Source organism: Actinomyces ruminicola, from assembly GCF_900103885.1.
GTDB lineage: Bacteria > Actinomycetota > Actinomycetes > Actinomycetales > Actinomycetaceae > Actinomyces > Actinomyces ruminicola.
The window spans coordinates 1-13302 of sequence record NZ_FNIM01000008.1 but is presented as its reverse complement, the minus strand read 5'-3'; the positions used below and the strand labels follow the sequence as shown (position 1 = coordinate 13302).

Sequence of the window (13302 nt, the reverse complement as noted above, 5' to 3'; positions counted from 1 at the left end):
TCACTCCCTGCCCAGGTCCCGGTGCTGCACCGAGACCTTGAAGCCGACGGCCCGTAGGCTCGCGGCGATTCGTTCGGCGGAGGCGACCGAGCGGTGCTTGCCGCCGGTGCAGCCCACCGCGATGGTGACATTTGGCTTCAGCTCGTCGACATAGCGGGGCAGCGCCGGAATCAGCAGGTTAACGTAGCCGTCGACGAAGGCGGCCGCACCGTCCTGCTGGAACACGTACTCGGCCACGGGGGCGTCCCGCCCGGTCAGATGCCGCAGCTCCGTAACCCAGTAGGGGTTGGGGATGAAGCGCACGTCCAGGACGTGGTCGGCGTCCATCGGCAGGCCGTACTTGAACCCGAAGGACATGACCGTTACCCGCAGGGCCAGGTCGGACTCGTGCGCGACCAGCTCGCGGATGCGGCGGGCCAGGTCGTGCACCGAGTAGTCGGTGGTGTTGATGACCTCGTCGGCGGTGCCCTTGAGCCCCGCCAGGAGCGTGCGCTCGTGCTCGATGCCGTCCAGGATGGAGCCGGTTCCCTGCAGCGGGTGGGGGCGGCGGGAGGACTCGAAGCGGCGGATGAGGACGGCGTCGGAGGCGTCCAGGAAGATCAGGCGCACGTCGACGCCGCCGTCGCGCAGCTGCCCCAGGTACTGCATGAAGGAGGCGAAGAACTCGCGGCTGCGCACATCGACGACGGCGGCCAGTCGGTGCACGCCCGCCCCGACGGTGGTCATCATGCCGGCCAGCGCCGGCAGCAGCTGCGGGGGCAGGTTGTCGACCACGTACCAGTCGAGATCCTCCAGGGCGTTGGCGGCCCGAGAGCGCCCTGCACCGGACATGCCGGTGACGATGATCATCTCCGGCCGCTTGGCCGGCGGCACCGGGGCCGCCGCCTCATCAATGGCCGGGATGCCGCGCGGAACCGTGTCCTTGACCGGGTTGCGGGCCGAGTCCGTCGTCTCCGCTCCGGCGGCGTGGCGCACCGGCCGCCGCGGGGGCACGCCCGCGGGAAGCGGGGTGGCTGACCGGGAACCGCCGACGGGGACCGACGGGGGGATCTGGTTGGGGCCGCGGCCTTCGGCCGACGCGCGGCCGGGGTCGGTTCGGTCCAGTGCATCCATGCCCCCAGCATGGCACAACCGGCTGTGATGGGCGCGTGGAGTTTCGGTAGCGTGGTAGCAGCACTCGGCGCCGCGGCGCCGAACCGCCCGGGCGCGACCGCGCCCGGCGCACGCATCGACTTGGAGGCGACCGTGACCGCATCCCAATCCCCCACCCCCGCAGCCGGTCTCGGCACCCCGGGGACGCCGTCGGCAACCAGGGTGGTGCTGCTCGGCTCCGGCGAACTCGGCAAGGAGGTGACGATCGCGCTCATGCGCCTGGGCGTGGAGGTAACCGCCATTGACCGCTACGCGGGTGCTCCCGCGCAGCAGGTCGCCCATCACGCCCTGACCGTGGACATGTCCGACCCGGCGGCTCTGACTGCGGCGATTGAGTCGACCGGGGCGCAGATCGTCGTCCCGGAGATCGAGGCGCTGGCCACCGATGCGCTGGTGACCCTGGAGGACACCGGGCGGGTGCGGGTGGTGCCGACGGCGCGCGCCGCCCGACTGACCATGGACCGGGAGGGCATCCGCAGGCTGGCCGCGGAGGAGCTCGGCCTGCCCACGAGCCCCTACGCCTTCGCCTCCTCCGCCGCGGAGCTGGCCGCCGGGGCCGAGCAGGTCGGCTATCCGTGCATCGTCAAGCCGGTGATGTCATCCTCCGGGCACGGCCAGTCCTTACTGCGCGGCCCCGACGACGTGGCGGCCGCCTGGCGCCTGGCCGCCGCGGAGGGGAGGGTGGACCGGGGCCGGGTGATCGTGGAGGGCTTCGTCGACTTCGACTCCGAGATCACCCTGCTCACGGTCCGCTCCCGCGACCCGCGCACCGGTGAGACCGTCACCTCCTTCTGCGAGCCGGTCGGACACCGGCAGGTCGACGGCGACTACGTGGAGTCCTGGCAGCCACACCCGCTGCCCCAGCCGGCGCTGCGGCGCGCGCAGGAGGTGGCCGCGGCGGTCACCGGGGCGCTCGGGGGCTGGGGCCTGTTCGGCGTGGAACTGTTCATCTGCGGCCAGGAGGTGCTGTTCTCGGAGGTCTCCCCCCGGCCGCACGACACCGGCATGGTCACCATGGCGAGCCAGCGGCTGAGCGAGTTCGAGCTGCACGCCCGGGCGCTGCTGGGGCTGCCGGTGGACACGGCGCTGCGCTCCCCCGGCGCCTCCGCCGTCGTCAAGTCGCCCGTCGAGTGCGGGGCCGACACCGGGGCGACCTACCGGGGCGTCGCCGAGGCACTGGCGGTGCCGGGCAGCGACGTGCGCCTGTTCGGCAAGCCCGACGCGCATCCGGGACGCCGCATGGGGGTCGCCGTCGCCACAGCCGACGACGTCGAGGCCGCGCGCGAGCGGGCGCGGGCGGCGGCCGCGGCCATCGCCGTGTCGCGCTCCGAGGAGTGAACGCGGGAGACGTCAGCGGGTTCGGCGGGTCCGCGGCGGCGCAGAGACACGCGCTTCGCCGTCCCCGTAGAGCACGCCCTCCTCGGCCTTGACCGCGGCCACCAGCACGAAGCTCAGGGTGACCAGCAGCGCCCAGCTGCCGAGCTTGCCCACATGCACCAGGTGCCACCCGGCCTGTTGGTCCGGATAGCGCCAGGCATTGAGGAAGGTGCCCAGGTTCTCAGCCAGCCACAGGAATACGCCGATGAGCAGGAACGACACGGCGGTGGGCATGCGGTAGCGGTCCCCGCCCACCGACGCGTACATGAAGCCGGAGAAGATCGGCACCCCGCCCAGGCGCACCACCCCGGCCTCCGGATAGGTCCAGGACCCGACGCGCACCTTGAACACCTCCAGGGCCAGGCCGATCAGGTGGAAGGCGCAGATGACGGCCAGCTCCCTCCAGGTCTCCAGCCTCAGCGCCACGAAGGCTAGCTGCACCACCAGCACGTAGATGAGCAGCGCGTCGTACCTGGCCAGGGGCATGTCCACGCGGTTCCAGACGAGCACGGAGGCGGCCATGCCGAGGAAGACCGCGATCGGGAAGGCGCAGCAGGCCAGCTGGACAGCGGTGAACTGGACCAGCCGCAGCGGCAGCAGCCGCAGCCGACTCAACGGGGCGCGTGCTTCGGGCATCGGCACAGATTATCCGGTGCCCGGTGTGCGCGCCGCGAGTCCGCTGCGGCCGTTGCTGCCGATCCGGTCGTTCAGGCCTTCAGGGTCGCACCGTTCGAGGCGATCACGTCCCGGTACCAGCCGAAGGAGCGCTTGCGGTAACGGGCCAGGGTCCCGGTGCCGTCGTCGTTGCGGTCCACGTAGACGAAGCCGTAGCGCTTGGACAGCTGGGCGGTGGAGGCGGACACGCAGTCGATGCAGCCCCAGGAGGTGTAGCCCATGACCTGCACGCCGTCGGCGATGGCCTCCCGCACCTGCACCAGGTGGTCGTTCATGTAGTCGATGCGGTAGTCGTCCTCAACGGTCGGGATCCCATCGGGGCCGGTGACCAGCTCGTCGCGGGCGCCCAGGCCGTTCTCCACGATGAACAGGGGCTTGCCCCAGCGGTCCCAGTAGTCGTTCAGGATGGTGCGCAGGCCGCGGGGATCGATGGCCCAGCCCCACTGGGACACCTCCAGGGTGGGGTTGACCACCCCGCCCATGAGGTTGCCGCCGCCGGACTCGCGCTCCTGGGTCGCCGTCTCGCAGGAGGACATGTAGTAGGAGAAGGACACGAAGTCGACCGTGTGCTCGGCCAGCGTGCGCCGGTCCTCCGCGGTGATGTCCAGCTCCACCCCCTTGTCCCGCAGCTTGCGCAGGAAGTAGCCCGGGTAGGTGCCGCGCACGTGCACATCGCCGAAGGCGTAGTTGTCGCGCTCGGCCTGCTTGGCGGCCCACACGTCCCGCGGGTCCGGGGTGAGCGGGTAGAAGGGGATCGCCAGGATCATGCAGCCGACCTTGAGGTCGGGGTTGACCTCGTGGGCGATGCGGGTGACGGAGGCGGAGGCCACCAGCTCGTGGTGGATCGCCTGGTACAGGTCCTGCTCGCGCAGCTGGTCCTTGGGCGTGTTGATGCCTCCGGACATGAAGGGCTCGTGGAGCACGGAGTTGATCTCGTTGAAGGTGAGCCAGTACTTCACCCGCTTGCCGTAGCGCTCGAACAGGGTGCGGGCGTAGCGCTCGAAGAAGCCGATCATGCGCCGGTCGGCCCAGCCGTTGTACGCCTCGGCCAGGTGCAGCGGGGTCTCGTAGTGGCTGATCGTCACCAACGGCTCGATGCCGTACTTCTCGAGCTCGTCCAGGACGCGGTCGTAGAAGGCCAGGCCCGCCTCGTTCGGCTCGGTCTCATCCCCCTTGGGGAAGATGCGCGACCAGGCGATCGAGAAGCGGAAGACCTTGAAGCCCATCTGGGCGAGCAGCGCGATGTCCTCCTTGTAGCGGTGGTAGAAGTCGATGCCCACCAGCTTGAGGTTGTCCGGGGTGGGGGCCTCGGTGCGGGGGCCGACGATGCCCTGGGGCATGACGTCCTGCACGCTCAGGCCCTTGCCGTCGGCGTCGTAGGCGCCCTCGTACTGGTTGGCGGCCAGCGCCCCGCCCCACAGGAAGTCGTCGGGGAAGGTGGCGGGAGTGGTTGAGGTGGTCATGGAATGTCCTTTCTCGTGGGTCTTGGGGGCGCCGTTCACTTGCTGACCACGATGACGTTGTCACCGGCGTCGACTGCACTGCCGACCGCGGGAGTAGTGACGGCCTTGTGGTTGGCGGAGTTGGTGACGAGCACGGCGGTGGCGGTGGAGTGTCCGGCCGCCTCAATGGTGGCCAGGTCCGCCTCGAGCAGCAGCTCGCCGGCCTCCACGTGCTGCCCCTTGGACACGTGCTGAGTGAAGCCACTGCCCTCCATGTTCACGGTGTCTATGCCGACGTGGACCAGCACCTCCACGCCGTCGTCGGTCTTGAGCCCGATGGCGTGGCCCGAGTCCACCGTGACCACGACCTCGCCCGCCACGGGGGCGACCACGCGGCCGGAGGTGGGGATGATGCCGACGCCCTGCCCCATGACGCCTGAGGAGAACACCGGGTCGGGAATGTCCTCGACGGCGATCACGCGGCCGGGCAGCGGGGCGACCAGGAACACGTCGACGTCGGCGGCCGGAGCGGTCGCACCCGTGGCGGACGGGGCGGAGACGTCGTCGTCCTGGTCGGCGGCTACCGCGTCAGGGTCATCCTTAACGCCGAAGAAGAAGGTGAGCAGGAAGGCGATCACCACAGCCAGGATCACGCCGAAGAGGAAGAGCGGGAAGTTGGGTGTGGACAGCCAGGCGGGCAGGCCAATGATGGAGGGGAACACGCCCGCGGACGTGGTGCGGCCGCCGGCGATGGCGCCCAGGGCGCCACCGATGGCGCCACCCACGACACCGAAGTAGAAGGGGAGCTTACGGGGCAGGTTGACACCGTAGATGATGGGCTCGGTGACGCCGGCGAGGAAGCCGGACAGCGAGGCCGGACCGGCCATCTCGCGAGTCTTGCGGTCGCGGGTGCGCAGCATGACGGCCAGGCCGGCCGCGGCCTGGGCGAGTACGGGAGCGACGAGCGGGCCGGTCATGACGGAGAAGCCGTTGGTGGTGATCTCCTGGGTCATGATGGGCACGAAGCCCCAGTGCAGACCGAAGATGACGAAGACCTGCCACAGGCCGCCCATAATGGCGCCGCCCAGGAGCGGCACCGTGTTGAACAGCCACTGGACGGCGGCAGCAATACCATTGGCGAGGTAGGTGGTGGCCGGGCCGATGGTGAGCAGCGTCAGCGGCACCATGATGAGGACGGTCAGCCAGGGCGTCATGAAGTTGCGGAAGGCACTGGGGATCACCTTCATCAAGAACCGTTCCAAATGGCTCTGCGCCCACACCGCAACGATGATCGGGATGACGGAGCTGGTGTAGCTCATCATGACCAGCGGGATGCCGAAGAAGCTGTGGGTGCCGCCGTCGTTGAGAGCAATGATCGACGGGTACACCAGGGCGCCGGCGATGGCCATGGCGGTGAACTGGTTGGCCTTGAAGTGACGCGCCGCCGTCACCGCCAGGATGATGGGCAGGAAGTTCATGAAGGCGTCGGAGGCGGCGTACAGCACGGTATAGCCATCGGTGCCCTCCTTCAGCCAGCCGAAGGTGACGAACATGGTCAGGAAGGCCTTGAACAGACCGGTTCCCGCCAGGGTCCACAGCATCGGGGAGAAGATGCCGGAGACCAGGGCGATGAAGGCGTCCAGTGGGTTCTTCCGCTCGGCCGGGGCGTCGTCGTCGCCGACGACGGGCCCAAGCAGCTTCATGAGTTCGGCGTACACCTCGGGCACGTCATTGCCAATCACCACCTGGTACTGGCCGCCTGCCTGCACCACGGTCACAACACCGGAGGTGTCCTTGATCGCGTCGGTGCCGGCCTTGGACTCGTCCTTGAGGACGAAGCGCAACCGGGTGGCGCAGTGGGAGAGCGAGCTGACGTTGTCCTGCCCGCCGACCTTGTCCAGCAGGTCCGGCGCCAACTCCGCGTAGTTGGTCTTTGCCATGTAGATCCTCCTCGATCCCGTGTCCCGCAAGCGGCCGGGAAAACAAAAAAGACCCGAGCCGGCAACGCAGTGGTCTGCGAAACCGTCTCAGGTCTTGCCCCTTGCGGGTCACAATCCTGGGCCCCGAGCGGGGCTCGGTAGAACTCTAGCCGCATTCTCCGTGACCCGAACAGGGAACACCGGGTATGCCCTTGGTCACAGTATTAGGTGCGGCCGATGCCGGCCTCCAGGCGGGCGACGTGCATGGTCAGGTAGGCGGTCTCGTCGTCGGAGACGGTCAGCCCCAGCCGCAGTTCCAGCAGCTCCTTGACGCGCAGAGCTACCTGGTAGGCGCGCGGCCGGTCGCGGCGTAGCACTCGCGCGACGGTCACGGCGATCCCGTCCTCCACCTGGTTGGTGCGGGCGCGGGCGAGGAAATAGCGCAGGTGGGCGATGAAGCGGGCCGCGTTGACGGACTCGATGTCGAGGTCATCCCCGTAGGTGCTCACCAGCAGGTCCATGATCTGGCGGATCAGCCGGGACTGGGCGACTGCCTCCTGAGTGGAGGGCGCGCCGATCGCCGCGGTGAACAGGTGCAGGGCCAGGGCGACCGCCTCGCCGTCGGGCAGCTGGATCTCCTGGGCGCGGTTGAGCTCGGCCACCATGCGCTCGGCCAGGTGCAGCTCGTGGGGGTGCAGGTGGGCGGCCTCGGCGCGCAGCGGGTAGTCCATGACGATGCCCGCGGCCACGCGCTCCATGGCCTGGTTGACGTGGTCGACCACCGCCACGATCGTGGAGGAGGGCACGGTGGTGCCCAGCTCGCGGGCGGCGGCGCGGAAGGTGCGCTCGATGAGCGCGATGCGCTCCAGCGGGATGGCGGCCATGACCTCGCCGATGCTCTCGGCGTTCTGTGCCAGCACGTAGCGGCGCGCCACCATGGCGGTATCCACGTCCTGCCCCGGCTTGCGCTGGAAGCCGAGGCCGCGACCGGTCAGCACCGCCTCGCGTCCCAGCTCGTCTCGCGCCAGGATCACATTGTTGTTGAACACCCGCAGGATCTCCACCTACGGGATTGTGTCACCGATCCGGCGGTACCGCAGCGGGGGCCGTCTCCGCGTCCGTCCCGGTAGCTGCCCCGGCTTGAGAATCGACGGCGAGGTGCTGCTTAATCGTGGCGGCCAGGGCGGGGCCGATGCCCTTGACGGCGGCGATCTGCTCGGCCGAGGCGGCCCGCAGGCGCTTGACGGAGCCGAACTCCTTCAGCAGCGCCGCCTGCCGGGCAGGGCCGAGGCCGGGGATGGAGTCGAGCACGGAGCGGGTCATGCCCGCCGAGCGCTTCTTGCGGTGGTGGGTGATGGCGAAGCGGTGGGACTCGTCGCGCAGGTACTGCAGCAGGTACAGGGCGGGCGAGGTGCGCGGCAGCACGATCGGGAACTCCTCCCCCGGCACCCACACCTCCTCCAGGCGCTTGGCCAGGCCGACCAGCGGCACGTCGACGCCGAGCTCGTCCAGCACGGCCCGGGCGGCGTTTACCTGCGGCAGCCCGCCGTCGACGACGACGAGCCCGGGGGCGTAGGAGAACCGGCGGGGGCGACCGGTGTCGGGGTCCACGGGACCGGAGACCTGCGCGCCGACGGCAGTATCCCCGGGCGGGCCGTCGGGACGCTGCGCAGCGGCGTCGTCGGCGGTCTCCTCGACATACTCGCCACCGACGTCGGCCGGCACCGAGCCGGACACCGGCCCCGGACTGTTCTGCTCCGCGAGCAGCCGCTTGAAGCGGCGGGTGAGCACCTCGTGCATGGCGGCGGTGTCATCCGCCACCCCGGAGCCGTCCCGGCCACGGATGATGAAGCGGCGGTAGTCGGACTTCTTGGGGGCGCCGTCCTCGAAGACGACCATCGAGCCGACCTGGTAGGTGCCCTGGGTGTGGGAGATGTCGTAGCACTCCACCCGCAGCGGCGCCTCGGGCAGGTCCAGGGCCTCGGCGAGCTCCTCCAGCGCCTGGGAGCGCTGGGTGAGGTCGCCGGCGCGACGGGTCTTGTGCTGGCGCAGCGCCTCCTCGGCGTTCTTGCGCACGTTGTCCATGAGGGCGGCCTTGTCTCCGCGCAGGGGCACGCGCAGATCCACTTTCGCTCCGCGCAGGCCGGTGAGCAGATCCCCGATGGCGGCGGCGTCGGGCGGCAGCACGGGGACGAGGATCTCCCGCGGCACGGCAGTGGTGGCGGTGTGGGCGACGTCGTCGACGCTGGTGGCTCCGCGCTCGCGCCGCCCGGTACGGGTGCCGTTCTCAGGGGCGGTGCGCTCCAGCGGCGCGGCGGGGGCGCGGTCGCCGACGCCGAGGGAGGTGGTGGGGCCGGAGCGGGCGGGGGCGCCGACGGCGGTGCCCGCGGGGGCAGTGGCGGCGGCGTCGGCCGGATCGAGCAGGTCGGAGTAGACCTGCTGGAGCAGCCGCTCGATGAGCTCGGCGTCGGTGGCGTCCTCAACCAGGTCGATCACCCAGCCGCGCTGGCCGCGCACCCGCCCGCCGCGCACATGGAAGACCTGGACGGCGGCGGTGAGCTCGTCGCGAGCCAGGGCGAAGGCGTCCACGTCGGTCGCCTCCGGCAGCACCACCGCATTCTGCTCAATGACCTTCCGCAGGGCCTCGGCGTCGTCGCGCAGGCGGGCCGCCTTCTCGAAGTCGAGGGCCTGGGCCGCGGCCCGCATCTGCGCCTCCACCTCGCGCAGGTAGGGGCCGGTGCGTCCGGCCATGAAGGCGCAGAAGTCCTCGGCCAGCGCCCGGTGGTCGGCGGGGCTGATGCGGCCCACGCAGGGGGCGGAGCACTTGTCGATGTAGCCCAGCAGGCAGGGGCGGCCCGAGGCGTGGGCGCGCTTGAACACGCCGGCCGAGCAGGAGCGGATGGGGAATACGCGCAGCAGCTGGTCGAGGGTCTCGCGGATGGACCACACCTGCACGAAGGGCCCGAAGTAGCGCACGCCGGGGCGCCTGGCACCGCGCACGATCTGGGCGCGGGGGAAGGTCTCCTGCATGGTGACGGCCAGGTACGGGTAGGACTTGTCATCCTTGTACTTGACATTGAAGCGCGGGTTGAACTCCTTGATCCAGGAGTACTCCAGGGCCAGGGACTCCACCTCGGTGGACACCACCGTCCACTCCACCGCGCAGGCGGTGGTCACCATCTTCTGGGTGCGCGGGTGCAGGGCGGCGAGGTCCTGGAAGTAGTTGCTCAGGCGGGCCCGCAGGTTCTTGGCCTTGCCGACGTAGATGACGCGCCCCTCGGCGTCGAGGAACCGGTACACGCCCGGCGCCGTGGGGATGTCGCCGGGGGCGGGGCGGTAGGTGGACGGGTCGGCCATGGCAGGAGCCTACTGGCAGGAGACCAGGTGCCCCCCGGCCCTCACTGCCCTCGCCTGCCCTCGCCTGCCCTCGCCTGACCCCCGCCCTTCGCCGCCGCCCCCTTCGCCGAGATCGGTAGAAGTCACGTGCCCAAATCGGTAGAAGTTACGTGCCCAGATCGGTTGATGCGGTGCCCGGCCCCCCGTTGCCCAGGCCGTGGGCCCGGACGCGGCCGCGGACGCGCCCGCCCGGAGCCGTCATGAACACGAGTTCACGCCACCAACACGAGTTCTTGACGACCTACACGGGCATAACCCATGCACACCTCCAAAACTCGTGTCATCGAGCAGAACCCGTGTCCCCGAGGCAAACACCTGCGCCTGGAGCCCCAGCCAAGCCCCGGCACACGAGTCCCAAGAGTTCGCGCGTCTGCCCCACGAGCCGCCGTCTCCGGGGGCCGCCGTCGAGTGGGACGGGGCTGTCCGGGCTGGCGGCACATGACATCAGTGGCAGCGAGCCTCCGGGCGTGACGCGATCACACGCCGAGGCAGCATCGACGGAGACTGTCAGAATCGATGACAAACGCTCCCCAGGTGCCCAGCCGACGGTCAACAGATCATTGGAATAGCAGCGTTTCGCAGCACGTCGCTAGACCGGAGTCCGAATTTTGTCATCGTTTTTGACGTTTATGTTGGTTGTGCTCGTCGTGGGGCGTGACCCTCATTTTGACTGGCCTGCCGGTGGTGGTGCCTTGCGCGTGATTTGTCCGCCTCGCCGACGAGCGCGGCCGTCCGGGCCGGCGCGTGACCTAATAGGAGCCTGAACTTATCCTACGTATCGTCCCGTAAACGTCTTGTCCGCGCACGCCCGGGCGGCCGCAGCCCCCCACACCACATACTGCGCGAGAGGCAGACCCCATCATGACAAAGACATCGCAGCGCGTCCAGGCGAGCGTCCAAGGCACCGCCAACAACGCGCCAGCGAGCGTGTTCGCCGGCGTGGACACCCACGCCGACACCCACCACGCGGCCATAGTGGACGCCCTGGGCCACCCGCTGGCGGACCGCCAGTTCCCCTCCACCCCGGCAGGCCACCAGGACCTGCACGACTTCATCACCAGCCACGGCCGGCTCGCACTGGTGGCGGTGGAGGGCACCGGCTCCTACGGCAGGACCCTGACCAGCCACCTACTGTCCCAGGGCCTGCAGGTACGCCAGGCCCTGCGCCCCGGCGCCCCCAAGCGCCCCAGGGGCAAGACCGACACCATCGACGCCTACCGGGCCGCACGCGCCGCCGCAGCGGACGACGGATCGCTGCCGGTACCCAAGACCGGCACCGGCACCTCAATCGCGATCCGCGCCGCCAAGAACGCCCGCCGCCAGGCCGTACGCGCCCAGGGCGACACCATGCGCCAGCTCAAGGACCTACTGATCACCGCCCCCACCAGCGTACGCGAGGACTACCGCGGCCTGGACGACCGGGCCCTTCTGGACGCGCTGGCCGCCCTGGACCAGCCCGACCCCCAACAGGGCCCGGACCAGATCGTGCGCGCCGTCCTGGGCTGCCTGGCCCGGCGCTGGCTCGACCTGGACGCCGAGATCACCCAGCACACCCGCCTGCTCGACACCCTGACCCTACAGGCCAACCCGGCCCTGCGCGCCACCAAGGGCGTAGGCGCCGTCGTCGCAGCCGAACTGCTGTCCCTGGCCGGGGACAACCCCGGCCGCATCCGCTCCCAGGCCGCCCTGGCCGCCATGACCGGCACCTGCCCCATACCCGCATCCTCGGGCCGCACCCACCGTCACCGCCTCAACCGCGGCGGCGACCGCCAAGCCAACTGGGCCATCCACCGCATCGCCCACAACCGCGCCACACACGACCCCGCCACACGCGCCTACATCCAACGCCTGATCTCCCGGGGCAAGACCAAACGAGAAGCCATCAGATGCCTCAAAAGAGCCATCACCCGCGAGATCTACAAGACCCTGACCAACCCCCAGCCCCTACCAGACCACACCACCCTGCGCCAACGCCGCAAGGCCAAAGGCATCACCCTCACCCAAGCCGCCACCGCCCTACACACCTGGCCCGCCCGCATCAGCGAACTCGAACGCGGCAAACGCCCCGACCACGACCTCGCCACCACCTACGACCAATGGCTCACCACCGCTTGACACACATAGGAGCATCACTTTCGCCCCGATCCTCGCTCTCAGCAGTGCACCCGAGCTCCGACGTCTCCACCCGCCATTACGGCTGATACACAGCCGCAGGCGGCAGTAACGACTCCCGCCGTGAACACGCCCCATGCCGGGCTGAACGAGCCCATCAAGGCTCCGAGTCCGCTGCCCAGAGGCGCTCCAGCGAAGACGATCGACCGGTACATGGTCGTGATGCCATGCAGTCCCGGTCCATGGGCGGATCTAAGCAGTGAGCTGGAAGTACTCGAGTTCCAGCCTCGGAGCCCGATCCCGTAAAATGCGGTGCACGCGAGCAGCAGGCTGATGGTGGAGTTGAGCCCGTACACCTGCGGCGGCAGTTGCACGACCTTCAACAGGTACAGCGGGAGCACTGCCGAATAGCACCCTGCAAAAACGTTCGACAGGAATCCACTGGTGCTCAACGCCAGCGCCGTGCGAGGCGAACAGCGCGCCGCCAATGAGGGCCCGGCAACTCCGCCAAGAGTCTGCCCGGTGGAAAGCTCGCCGTTGGTGCGCTCAATCGCGGCCACTGCCGTGGGGATGAATGCCGTGTACAGGGCGATGTTCGCGAGGATGCCGCACAGAGCGGCGCGCCTGGCACCGTGACGATCCGCGAGCCGGGCGACGGCTCGCCCCATGAACACCGTGGGGGAGTACCGACCCCGCACCGATGAGAGCGGTCGTTACCGCGCCGCCCCTGCTGACACTGCCATCAGCATCAAGGCTGTGGCCCGCAGGCTGAACTACAGGCGCGAAATAGTGCCCAGTGCTACGACCCGTGCAGTCTGTCCGCTCAGGACGGGGTCAGATGGTTCGAATCCGGGCGGCGTCGGCAGCACGGCGGGGACCCTATCGCCATATCAACGGTCAAGTCTCTTGGTGTGGTGTAGATCTGGTTATGCGGTGATGGCCATGATGGGGTGGGTGGTTTCGGCTTGTTCGTGGAGGATCCGTGTGAGGCGGCGTAGTGAGGTTTCGGATAGGTAGCGGCGTTCGCCGTACTGCCATTCCTCGTGCTGCTCTTGTAGGACCGCACCGACCAGTCTGGTGACGGAGTCCCGGTCGGGGAAGACCTGGACCACGTCCGTGCGGCGCTTGATCTCACGGTTGAGCCGTTCAATGGGGTTGCCCGTCCAGATCTTCTGCCAATGCTCCCTGGGGAAGGCGGCGAACGCGGTCAGGTCCGGCTCAGCCTCGAC

10 protein-coding genes are annotated in these 13302 nt (G+C 69.4%); 2 read left to right on the top strand and 8 right to left on the bottom strand.

The window, feature by feature from the left end; genetic code table 11:
• A complete protein-coding gene (gene rapZ, locus BLR49_RS07595) occupies positions 1–1113 on the bottom strand; it encodes an RNase adapter RapZ (RefSeq protein ID WP_092535886.1) in 1113 nt (370 codons plus the stop codon).
• A 132-nt stretch (positions 1114–1245) separates the two neighbouring features.
• Between rapZ and purT the strand changes: the two genes are divergently transcribed.
• Positions 1246–2490 (top strand): formate-dependent phosphoribosylglycinamide formyltransferase, encoded by a 1245-nt coding sequence (gene purT, locus BLR49_RS07590; protein ID WP_245690549.1) that lies wholly within the window; start codon positions 1246–1248, stop codon positions 2488–2490.
• Positions 2491–2502: 12 nt separating this feature from the next.
• Here the strand turns inward: purT and BLR49_RS07585 are convergent, their stop codons facing one another.
• From BLR49_RS07585 to uvrC, 5 genes are all read right to left on the bottom strand, one after another.
• Positions 2503–3165, bottom strand: a complete 663-nt coding sequence (locus tag BLR49_RS07585) for a DUF817 family protein (protein WP_092535880.1) — start codon at positions 3163–3165, stop codon at positions 2503–2505.
• 71 nt (positions 3166–3236) lie between these two features.
• Entirely contained in the window at positions 3237–4667 is a 1431-nt protein-coding gene (locus tag BLR49_RS07580) for a glycoside hydrolase family 1 protein (RefSeq protein ID WP_092535877.1), read from the bottom strand.
• 35 nt (positions 4668–4702) lie between these two features.
• The gene (locus BLR49_RS07575; RefSeq protein ID WP_092535874.1) at positions 4703–6586 is read right to left on the bottom strand and encodes a beta-glucoside-specific PTS transporter subunit IIABC; all 1884 of its coding nucleotides are present in this window, start codon (positions 6584–6586) and stop codon (positions 4703–4705) included.
• Positions 6587–6789: 203 nt separating this feature from the next.
• Positions 6790–7629 carry a PRD domain-containing protein gene (locus BLR49_RS07570; RefSeq protein ID WP_092535871.1) on the bottom strand — a complete coding sequence of 280 codons (840 nt, stop codon included), beginning with the start codon at positions 7627–7629 and terminating at the stop codon, positions 6790–6792.
• Between the two features lie 13 nt (positions 7630–7642).
• Positions 7643–9922, bottom strand: coding sequence for an excinuclease ABC subunit UvrC (uvrC, locus tag BLR49_RS07565; RefSeq protein ID WP_092535868.1), 2280 nt, complete (start codon positions 9920–9922; stop codon positions 7643–7645).
• 900 nt (positions 9923–10822) lie between these two features.
• On the opposite strand from uvrC, the gene BLR49_RS07560 reads away from it, so the two are divergent.
• Positions 10823–12076 (top strand): IS110 family RNA-guided transposase, encoded by a 1254-nt coding sequence (locus tag BLR49_RS07560; RefSeq protein ID WP_092535866.1) that lies wholly within the window; start codon positions 10823–10825, stop codon positions 12074–12076.
• 38 nt (positions 12077–12114) lie between these two features.
• Here the strand turns inward: BLR49_RS07560 and BLR49_RS13040 are convergent, their stop codons facing one another.
• Positions 12115–12741 carry a hypothetical protein gene (locus BLR49_RS13040; protein ID WP_143013728.1) on the bottom strand — a complete coding sequence of 209 codons (627 nt, stop codon included), beginning with the start codon at positions 12739–12741 and terminating at the stop codon, positions 12115–12117.
• A 258-nt stretch (positions 12742–12999) separates the two neighbouring features.
• A partial coding sequence (locus BLR49_RS07555) for a transposase (protein ID WP_176765815.1) occupies positions 13000–13302 on the bottom strand: 303 nt, incomplete at its 5' end.

Coding starts and splice junctions, on each gene's coding strand:
- rapZ (WP_092535886.1), bottom strand. CDS start 1,113: ATGGATGCACTGGACCGAACCGACCCCGGCCGCGCGTCGGCCGAAGGC.
- BLR49_RS07585 (WP_092535880.1), bottom strand. CDS start 3,165: ATGCCCGAAGCACGCGCCCCGTTGAGTCGGCTGCGGCTGCTGCCGCTG.
- BLR49_RS07580 (WP_092535877.1), bottom strand. CDS start 4,667: ATGACCACCTCAACCACTCCCGCCACCTTCCCCGACGACTTCCTGTGG.
- BLR49_RS07575 (WP_092535874.1), bottom strand. CDS start 6,586: ATGGCAAAGACCAACTACGCGGAGTTGGCGCCGGACCTGCTGGACAAG.
- uvrC (WP_092535868.1), bottom strand. CDS start 9,922: ATGGCCGACCCGTCCACCTACCGCCCCGCCCCCGGCGACATCCCCACG.
- BLR49_RS07560 (WP_092535866.1), top strand. CDS start 10,823: ATGACAAAGACATCGCAGCGCGTCCAGGCGAGCGTCCAAGGCACCGCC.
- BLR49_RS13040 (WP_143013728.1), bottom strand. CDS start 12,741: ATGGGGCGAGCCGTCGCCCGGCTCGCGGATCGTCACGGTGCCAGGCGC.